We start from the raw sequence: 8,867 nt of genomic DNA, 5'->3' as shown, positions 1-8,867 counted from the left end.
CAAAACAATGCTCGATGTTTGCCTGATTTCTCCTGAATAGTTTCCATTTTCCAGAGTAATCAATTCGCGATCTACTCTTTCGGCTATCAATTGAGTACCATCCTCAGAACAGGAGATACTTTCATAACTGAAATTGTCGCAAAAATCAATTAACTGAGTATGCTCTCCTGACGGAACTTCCAGTTCATAAAGACCTCGAAGGGCCTCTGTAAAGTAGGCCTTATCACCCGTATTGGACCAGCAGAGTCCCGTGAGACTAGCCAAGTCATTCTCAACTAGATTTACAAGAGGCACGAATTCAATATTATCCAATGGTGAAAAGCCAATCTGGTTCTCACCATCGATTGCAGTTCTGGTAATCAGTTTATTGTCACCGGAAATATCACTTTTTGATGTAGATCCAACGTAGTCACCACTGGAATTTATCAAAGTGTCTATTTCTTGATCAATAATATCCAGTTGAAGAAAATAATATGGAACTCCCAAACTAGGCGTATGTTGCCAGTATAGCTTATCACCTGAATCGCTCCAGACTGGATACAGGTTGTTAGTCTCCTGAAATACTGGACTGAGAGAGTTCCCATTAGAGTTAACCCTCCAAAGCATATAATTGAATTGATTATCAAATGCAATCCAACCAGATCTCCCCCATTCAGGTTGATTTAATAGACGAACCTGATCAACAATAACCTCCTTCTCACAAGTAACGAGGTTGAACTTCATGAGCTTAAACTCCCCCTTCTCATAGTCTTTGTAGCCGTAGACAAACTCACAGTTGTTCTCAGGATTGAAAAAAGGCTTTTCATACTGAAATCGGCTGTCTGAAAACCATGTTATTCCGAGCATTGGAAATTCTTCGCATTCTAGCGTATCCGAAACTTCGGTGCAATTAGCAGGTGGAGAAGGTTGGGAAGTGTCTAGCTCACCGTCCTTTTGGCAAGAGAAAAGTGTCAAAAACAAGAGAACTAAAGATAATCGAATAGAAAGCATATTTTCAGAAATTAAGTAGAAGTCCCTAAGTTAAGACTTTCTTAAAATCTGAATTTTGAGAAAAAACAATTTGAATGTGAACTAACCAATCAAACTCTGGCGAAGTTGAAATTCGAGTTGTTGACTCACTTTGCGCAGGCGTTCGATTTCATTTTCCCGCTCCAATCTTTCGGCATAAACTAAAGTGGCTTCATCAAGAATGCGCGTCACTTTTTCGACATCAAACGGGAGACTCATCATTCTGAAAACTTCGGCCTGATTAACAGCCTTTTCGAAATCGAGTTTTGTGGGATCGTCAGTCATCAAAATGCGCTGACTTTTAGGAGAAATAGATTTTGACTCAACCAGAAAATCGAGACCAGAATCGTTAGAAGCAATAATGATAGCAGGCTGCATCGCTTTCACTTTAGAAGCAGCGTCATTCTCACTTTCAAAACAATGCAAATCATAACAATCTTCGAAGTGATATTTGAGAAACGCGTGAAACGATTCGTCTTTGCTAATGATGGCGATATTAAGAGTCTCTACTATTTTCATTATTACCGATTTTCTCCGGGTTTACGAGCCCTTTCCTTCGGAAGTTACGAGTGCGTTAAAAAATATTTTTATCGATTGAGAATTAAATTTCACTCGTTTAATTCAATAGTTTGTCGATCAAATCATTCGATTGGCCAAGGTAGAAAAAACACTCCGCACCACCTGCACCGTGTTGAAAACTTTCGACCTAACCCATGGAGTTACCACCATTTTTTGCAATATTCATACCCGAAAACCTGTTGTGATGAGTTCCTTTTCTAAGCTAATATCTATCAGAAGTATAACTGAAAAATCAGATTATACAACCTCATTTTTTCGTGCAAAAAATTCCTCAGAGAGAGAAAAACTGTCGAAACTACTCAACTCTGACTCTGGAATTTTGGTAGCCGATGAGCTGCGAGATCAATTGAAGGAGCTGATAAAAATTGAGCATCCCACTCGCAAACTCACCAGTGACGAAATCGAAAGCTTGATTTCCGAAAAGCTGGGTGACACTCCTGCAGAAGAGTACGGTGTTTGGGTTTACTACCCATGGCTTCGAAAAGTCGTTCACTTGCTTGATGAAGAGGAATTTATAAAAGTCAGAACCAGCCGCAATCAATATAAAATTACAGCAGAAGAACGAGATCTGCTAGGCTCCAAAAAAGTCGGTGTAATTGGATTATCTGTTGGCCAGTCGGCATCGGTTACCATGGCAATGGAACGCACTTTTGGAGAAATCCGAATTGCGGACTTCGACAACCTGGAGCTGACTAACCTCAACAGAATTCGTACGGGAACTCAAAACCTGGGAATCCCTAAAGTGACGATGGTGGCGCGCGAGATTGCAGAAATTGATCCTTATCTCAAGGTGGTGCCATTTTTCGAAGGAATTACAGAAGACAACATCGAACAGTTTTTTACCGAAGACGGCATGCTCGATCTGTTGGTGGAAGAATGCGATGGAGTCGACATAAAAATACTGGCTCGCGAAGTGGCAAAGAAACACCGCGTTCCGATCGTGATGGATATGAGCGATCGTGGTTGCCTGGACATCGAGCGCTACGACCTGGAGGAAGACTATCCCCTGCTTCACGGATTTATTCCCGAAAACGTGGATTACGAGCTCATGAAAAGCCTCGAGACCAACGAAGAAAAAATGCCCTACCTCCTCCCAATGGTGCAGACCGAAAATCTTTCACCAAGAATGAAAGCTTCTCTTCTCGAGGTGGGCCAAACCATTGGCACCTGGCCTCAGCTATCATCGGATGTAGTGATGGGAGGAGCTTTTGCAACCAACCTGGTAAGACGCATTCTCCTCGACCAACTGCATGTTTCAGGAAGATATTACATCGACCCGGATGAGCTGATTAGGGATGAGGACAAGAATAATAAAAAGGAGCTCGAGAATTCTGAAAGAAAAGACCTGAGCCAAAATCAGATGTTTGAGTTAATTGAAAAAGCCGGATCTTTAAAAATCCCTAATTCAAACATTAGCTCAGATGTAGCCGAAAGCATTATTGAAAAAGCTATTGGCGCACCCTCTGTTGGGAATATGCAACCCTGGCTCTGGTGCGAAGACAATGGTCTTTACTTCTTGTTTCGCGACAAAAAAATCACAGAAGCCTTTAGCGATGCAAAAGGTATTGGAACCCTAATTTCTCATGGGACTACATTAGAAACCATGCGAATTGAGGCCGAACACAGGGGCATAAAAACTAATATAGAATGGTTTCCTCTGGGAAGCGAAAATGAGATGACTGCTGCTGTCTCATTCTCAAACCATGGCTCTTCTGCCGATGAGAATATTGAATATTACCATGGCCTACTCGATTTGAGGTGTACTCAGCGAGAAACTCCGGAAAGATCGATAATAGATCATGAGAAACTTCAGTCTTTAATTCAAGAAGTTGCAGAGTCAAAAAACACAAGACTACATATTGTGACTGAACCAGAACAAGTGGATGCCATTGGTAGATTGGTGAGGAAAGGCGATCGAATCAGATTAATGAATCCACACGGTCATCGTGATTTCTTTGGAAAAGAAGTACGATGGAATCGTGAGCACAGTGGAAGAACCCGGGACGGATTAGACATGTCGTTATTTGAAATGTCACCTTCAGACCAAATCGGAATGCAAGTTTTGAAAAATTGGGAAGGTGTTGACTTTTTAAGAAAAATCAAAGGCGGAAACATACTTGAAAGAGTATCTAAGAAATCTTTTGAGTCTGCTTCAGCGATCGGAGTACTATCTGTTCCTGATCACACCCCTGAATACCTCGTTGAAGCAGGACAAATGTTGCAGCGCATGTGGCTGAGAGCAACAGACAAAAAAATCGCTATGCAGCCAATGACAGTACTCCAAATGCTATTCCCCTTTACGGAAGACCCAAAAGGTCTGGTTGAGGCTCACGAGGTGAATGAGCTTCGAGCAATTAAAAGAGATTTTTACGAAATTGTGGACATCCCAGAGGGAAGAAAAGATGTATTTCTTTTCAGAATGTTTCAAGCCGAAAATACCAAACCAAAAAGCTTCAGAAAACCCTTGCATGAAGTTCTAACTCACAAGGCCGATGTACAGATTTAGATTTTTTAGAGCTGTTGATGACCCAGTTGCCTGTGATCGATTCAAAGAAGGTCACAGGAAAATTTTGGTGGACTATGGAATCACGAATGTGACAACAAATACTGAGGATTGGCAGAATGATCCTGACGTATTCGTTATAACTGCTGAAACTGAATGTGGTGAAATGGTAGGCGGCATTCGCCTGGACCGAACCTCTAGTGCTCTTAAAAGCCTACCAATCCAATCTGCACTGAATAAGCTCGATCCAGAAATTGACGGCCTCGTCCGGAGTGATTCCGCAAGGGGAACCGCTGAAGTATGTGGGTTATGGAACGCAAAAAAAGTCTTTGGCAAAGGTGTAAGTCCCCTTCTTGCCAGGGCTGCAGTTGCTTATGCAGCCTTTATTGAAATAGATACTTTGTATTGTTTGGTTGCCCAATACACTCTCGACCTGGCCAAAAGCATAGGCTTTTCTGTCTTGGAAGAAATAGGAAACCAGGGAACGTTCAAATACCCCAATGATCGATTCGTTGCTTCAGCTTTACGGATCGTAGACTTAGAGGAGTTGAAGACAGCAATTCCATCAGAAAGAAGAAGGATTTTTAGTATCAGGAGAAACCCATCTCAGGAATTTATCGAACTCAGTCAGAAAAAAAACGTAGCAGTTGCTTATCAGAACGATGTGAACATCGTCCTTGGTAAAGCAAATGAGCAATGAAAATAATCTGGACTATTCTTTTATTCCTCCTGACGACCTGCCCGGGGCTGGCACAGGTTGAATTCAACAACGAACCCTACGAACCTATAGGTCAAAGTGTATTCCTGCTCGAAGCAGGAAAATGCATAGAATCATTTCAAATTGCAAAAGGAAAATTAGAGTCTTTCAAAAAATCGGACCAGAGGGTACCGAACCTGGGAGTAACTGAGAAAATCTCGTGGGTTAGATTCACAATATCTAACGACTTGGGCTATGAAAGCACTTTCCTTGAACTTGCTAAGCCGAGTATTGACGAAGTAACCTTTTATTTTCCAGACGGAAAAGGCGATTATGATTCGCTCAAAACTGGTTATCAAAAACCTATAAACAACAGAAACTTTAGGTATCAAAGTTATATTTTCGACCTTGACCTCGATCCAGAACAGAGCAAGACTTTTTACCTGAAAGTTAAGAGTGCAGACCAGATACAACTGCCGATGTATCTATGTACCGAACGAGCACTATTTCAAAAGCTATTAATCAAAGATCTTCTATTCGGTGTATTCTCAGGTATTTTCCTGGTAATGTTCTTCTATAATTTCTTTCTTTATTTGTCCACCAGAGACAGAACCTACTTGCTCTATGTGCTCTATTTGATTGTGGTTTTTCTAACTCAGGCTAACCTATCTGGTCAATATACATATCGTTTTTTCTGGCCGAACCTTCCAAAACTTGAGTTTTACTCCACCTATTTTCTCAGCGGATTTGTTGGAATCACCATCATCCTGTTCTTCAACAGCTTCTTACAATTAAAGCAGCATTCGCCTACGGGTTATAGAATTACTGTTGCTTTTATCCCTGTTTACATTATAGCAATGTCCGCAGCCTTTCTGGGCTATTTTCACGAATCATACATAATGCTGCAGATTATTGTGGGAACATTGGCAGTCGTGCTTTTAATTATAAACTGGATCTTAGTTTCAAAAGGTGTAAGACAGGCAAGGTTCTTCATGGTCGCATGGACTATCTTCATCCTCGGAGCATTTATCTATGTCCTCAAAGACTTCAACATCCTCCCGTACAACACACTCACAGCAAGTGGGATGCAGATAGGCTCAGCCATTGAGGTGGTGCTCCTTTCTTTTGCCCTTGCCGACAGGATCAATATTCTCAAAAAGGAAAAAGAGCAGTCGCAAGCCAGGGCTCTCTTGGCACTGAGAGAGAACGAAAGAATCATCAAAGAGCAAAACCTCATTTTGGAATCGAAGGTGAAAGAGCGCACCGAAAAACTCCAAAAGTCTAACGAAGAACTCACACAGACTCTGGAAGAACTGAAGAGCACGCAAGCTCAACTGGTAGATGCCGAAAAAATGGCATCCCTTGGTCAGCTCACGGCTGGTATAGCTCACGAGCTCAACAATCCGATCAACTTTGTGGCATCAAACGTGAAACCACTTGAACGCGACTTCAACGACCTGATGCAGGTGCTTGACAAGGTCGATGAACTTGCATCTCAAAACGATGGCAATGAAGCCTTTGATGAGGTCGTAAAACTCAAAAAGGAACTCGATACAGATTACCTCAAAGATGAAGTACGGCAATTGCTTTCCGGTGTGGCAGAAGGTGCAAAGAGAACGGCAGAAATCGTAAGAGGCCTCCGGATTTTCTCCCGACTCGATGAGGACTCTCTGAAGAAAGCAAACGTCAACGAGTGTCTCGATTCCACTATCATCGTTTTGAAAAGTCACGTGCGTGGAAGAGCCAAAGTGATTCGTCAGTTTGACGATGAGTTGATGCCCATAAAATGCTATCCAGGAAAGCTCAATCAGGTCTTCATGAACATCATCAGCAATGCCGTGCAGGCCACTGAGATGTCGAAAAAACCACTTGACGAGCGTTGGGTGAAAGTTAAATCCTATCAGGACAGTGAAAATATTTATGTCTCAATAAAAGACAATGGTTGTGGGATGGATGAAGAAACGCAACACAAGATCTTTGAACCATTCTTCACCACCAAAGAAGTTGGAGAGGGAACAGGACTGGGGCTGGCTATTGTACTGGGAATCATCAAAGACCACAACGGTAACATTGAGGTGAAAAGTGCAGTAAATGAAGGCACTGAATTTCTTATAACTTTGTCCAAATCACTCTAAAACTTCAGCCACCAGAACACCCGACCTTACTTTTTAGAAAATAACTTTATGAGCAACGAAGAAATCAATATTCTTTACCTGGATGATGAGCCGAACAACCTGACCTCTTTCAAGGCTGCTTTCAGGAGAGAGTTTAATGTTTTTACTACCACCACAGCTAACGAGGCGGTGCAAATCCTATCGGAAAACGATATTCAAATTGTCATTTCCGACCAGAAAATGCCCGACATCAGCGGGGTGGAATTCTTCGAGCTGATTACCAAAGACTTTCCTCATCCAATCAGGATGCTCCTAACAGGGTATGCCGATATCGAAGCAGTTATTGACGCTATAAACAGAGGTCAGGTATACCGTTACATCGCAAAACCGTGGGACGAAAATGATCTGCGAATTACCATTCGCAACGCCTTCGATATATATAAAACGCGAAAAGAATTACGAGAAAAAAACCGCGATCTGGAGCGCGCCTACAACGAACTTGAAAAGTTTGTTTACAGTGCTTCTCACGATTTGCGGGCACCGCTTGCCTCCATACTTGGAGTCATTAAACTCGCAAGGGTTGAAGGCGAGCACAACCACTACCTCGAAATGATTGAATCGAGCGTGGGTAAACTCGACAACTTTGTCCAAAATATCATCAACTACTACCAGAACAGCAACAAGGAAGAAATATTAAATAAAGTGGATTTCGACCTTTTGGTAGATGAAGTTTACGAACACTTCAGACACATTGATGGCGCCCCGGAAGTCAGATTTCTTAAGAAAATAGAACAGGAAGGAGATATCAGTCTGGATGAAATGCGGCTAAAAATTGTCTTGAATAATTTGGTAAACAACGCAATAAAATATCGCGACACGGAAAAAGAACAACCATTTGTGGAAGTTGCCGTACGCAATACGAGAGAGAAAGTCATGATCCGTGTAAAAGACAATGGAATTGGGATTGAAGAAAAAAACATCCCCATGATTTTCGATATGTTTTACCGCGAGTCGACCTCAAACGAGCTTGGCACCGGAATTGGCCTCTACATTACTCAAGAGGCGATAGATAAAATGAATGGAACAATAGACGTGAAGTCTACCCCCGGAGAGGGCACGACTTTTCTGATTGAAGTTCCCAATAAGCTGAACCAATAGCATGAGTGCGCAAAAGGAGCTACATGTAATTTTAATTGACGACAACGAGATTGATCGCGTTGTGAACGAGAAGCTACTTCGCCTCTCCAACACGACCGACAATGTCGATTGCTTCAACTCGTGCCATGCGTTTTTTGCTTATCTAAACGATCACCTCGATAAATTTGAAGGCTATCAAAATGTGATTCTACTGGATATTCAAATGCCGCGAATGGACGGCTTTGAATGCATCATCCGAATGGATGCTTTTCCTCCAGAAATCAGAAGTCTATTCAGAATCTTCATGCTTTCCTCAAGCATCGACAGAAACGACATTAAAAAAGCGGAGAGAAATTCTAGCGTAGAAAAAGTACTCGAGAAGCCACTCGATGTAAGTCTTTTCAAAAAACTATTAGATAAAAAATAGAGCTAGACGTCTATTTTTTCTTCGAATTCCGAAATTTCAGATAAGTACTTCAATGTTTTATCGGCCAACGTAGCCCATGCATATTCTGCATTCCCTGGACGTTTGGTAAGCGCTTCTTCTCTCGGCTCTTCTTCGAGGGTGTTGAGCGGAGTAAACTTCATGATTGGTGTGAACCCCTGCTTTTTCACTTTTCTACCTTCAACCTTATCTACCGAAATTTCGATACCCAACCTGTAGGCCACATCGCTCACCATCAGGAAGTAGCTTGTGCCCTCTTCATAACGTTGGGCTATGGTCTCCACCACACCTGCTTCAGGTGAGTCCGGCTTGCTTTTGAGAATCTCTGCTACTCTTTGGTCAAAGTTATCTTCTGGGTGCATCTGGTTCAATTTTTAAGTTGAG

8 protein-coding genes are annotated in these 8,867 nt (G+C 42.1%); 5 read left to right on the top strand and 3 right to left on the bottom strand.

Annotated features, from left to right (window positions below):
* On the bottom strand, positions 1–990 hold a 990-nt coding region (locus ABHV44_RS03810; protein WP_459073325.1), incomplete at its 3' end, for a TolB-like translocation protein.
* An 81-nt stretch (positions 991–1,071) separates the two neighbouring features.
* Positions 1,072–1,527, bottom strand: coding sequence for a hypothetical protein (locus tag ABHV44_RS03805; protein WP_459073324.1), 456 nt, complete (start codon positions 1,525–1,527; stop codon positions 1,072–1,074).
* A gap of 244 nt (positions 1,528–1,771) precedes the next feature.
* Here ABHV44_RS03805 and ABHV44_RS03800 point away from each other — a divergent pair, with 244 nt between their 5' ends.
* Genes ABHV44_RS03800 through ABHV44_RS03780 form a run of 5 tightly spaced genes read left to right on the top strand, consistent with a single transcriptional unit; the run spans position 1,772 to position 8,465 of the window.
* Complete coding sequence (locus tag ABHV44_RS03800) at positions 1,772–4,093, top strand: Rv1355c family protein (RefSeq protein WP_459073323.1); 2,322 nt, start codon at positions 1,772–1,774, stop codon at positions 4,091–4,093.
* The gene (locus ABHV44_RS03795) at positions 4,080–4,790 is read left to right on the top strand and encodes a hypothetical protein (RefSeq protein ID WP_459073322.1); all 711 of its coding nucleotides are present in this window, start codon (positions 4,080–4,082) and stop codon (positions 4,788–4,790) included. The genes ABHV44_RS03800 and ABHV44_RS03795 overlap by 14 nt, the downstream gene beginning before the upstream one ends.
* Complete coding sequence (locus tag ABHV44_RS03790) at positions 4,787–6,922, top strand: sensor histidine kinase (protein ID WP_459073321.1); 2,136 nt, start codon at positions 4,787–4,789, stop codon at positions 6,920–6,922. The genes ABHV44_RS03795 and ABHV44_RS03790 overlap by 4 nt, the downstream gene beginning before the upstream one ends.
* Positions 6,923–6,970: 48 nt before the next feature.
* Positions 6,971–8,059, top strand: coding sequence for an ATP-binding protein (locus ABHV44_RS03785; protein ID WP_459073320.1), 1,089 nt, complete (start codon positions 6,971–6,973; stop codon positions 8,057–8,059).
* Between the two features lies 1 nt (position 8,060).
* Positions 8,061–8,465, top strand: a complete 405-nt coding sequence (locus ABHV44_RS03780) for a response regulator (RefSeq protein WP_459073319.1) — start codon at positions 8,061–8,063, stop codon at positions 8,463–8,465.
* Positions 8,466–8,467: 2 nt separating this feature from the next.
* On the opposite strand, the gene ABHV44_RS03775 is transcribed toward ABHV44_RS03780, so the two are convergent.
* A complete protein-coding gene (locus tag ABHV44_RS03775) occupies positions 8,468–8,845 on the bottom strand; it encodes a hypothetical protein (protein WP_459073318.1) in 378 nt (125 codons plus the stop codon).
* Positions 8,846–8,867 lie beyond the last annotated feature (22 nt).

It is taken from the genome of Halocola ammonii (assembly GCF_049334165.1).
In the GTDB taxonomy this organism is placed as follows: Bacteria; Bacteroidota; Bacteroidia; order Flavobacteriales_D; family Sanyastnellaceae; genus JBEGHD01.
This window is presented reverse-complemented; position numbering and strand designations above follow the sequence as displayed.